This is a genomic window from Ralstonia sp. TCR112 (genome assembly GCF_007997035.1).
Taxonomy (GTDB): Bacteria; Pseudomonadota; Gammaproteobacteria; order Burkholderiales; family Burkholderiaceae; genus Ralstonia; species Ralstonia edaphi.
The window spans coordinates 1-951 of the sequence record NZ_VOSS01000226.1; the positions used below are offsets into that span (position 1 = coordinate 1).

Genomic DNA, 951 nt, shown 5'->3' on the forward strand with positions numbered 1-951 from the left:
GGCAGATCATCGAACTTGTCGACCGTGCCATCCGCCTTGCGCGGATACCACTTCTGCGGTTGCGTGTCGCGCTGGGCGTAGAAGCGCACCGCATCTTCCAGCGAATGGATCGCACCGTTGTGGAAGAACGACTTGCGCAGCGCCACGTTGCGCAGCGACGGCGTGCGGAAGCGGCCGCAATAGTCGGCGCGGTCTTTCAGATCGGTCCGGTCGGGGCCGCAGAGACCGAGGTCGAAGAACTTCGGGTCGGCATTGGCGGCGAGCGCACGGTTGCGGGGCACGCCCACGGCAATGAGGCCGAAATCGGTAAAGGCGGGGAACGCGCCGTCCTGCTTGATGGCGCTCACGTGGCACGACGCGCAGTTGCCTTGGCCGGATCGGCAAATGCCTGCAGACCGCGCATCTCCTGCGGCGACAGCTTCACCTGTTTGCGCAAGAACGCGTCGTACTTGCTGTCGTACGGATAGAACTCGGACGGCGTCTCCTGGAAGACCTCAAGCACCATCAGTGCCGCGCGGAAGGCGGTGTCTTCGTTGTCGAGGATGTCGTTACCGAATACCTGACGGAATGTCTGCGCGTGGCGGCCATTGCGCAGCTTGGCCACGACGCTGGCCTGCGTGCCGTTGGCCATCTCGTGTGCAGACAACAGCGGGATGCGCGCCTGCTCATGCGTGGACGACACGCGGCCGTCCCACGTGTAGCCGCCGGTCGGGCCCTGGTCTTCGGAGTCGTTGCCGTCGCTCTCGTAAAAGTGTTCCGTGAACGGCGGCACGTTCTGCAGGTAGCGCAGCGACGGCGCGGCGCGCACGCCCGTCCTGTTCATGCCAGTGCCGCCAAGCTGCACCGACAGATCGTTCGGCGGGCCGTAGGCATGCGTGGGGCTGTGGCAGCTTGCACAGGACAGTTTGCCCGAGGCCGACAGGGCCGGGTCGAAGAACAGCGCCTTGCCCA

General features: G+C 65.3%; 1 pseudogene. It reads right to left on the reverse strand.

The features are described from left to right. Nucleotides 1–951 (reverse strand): annotated as a pseudogene (locus FUT88_RS25510) (cytochrome-c peroxidase); the annotation flags it as partial.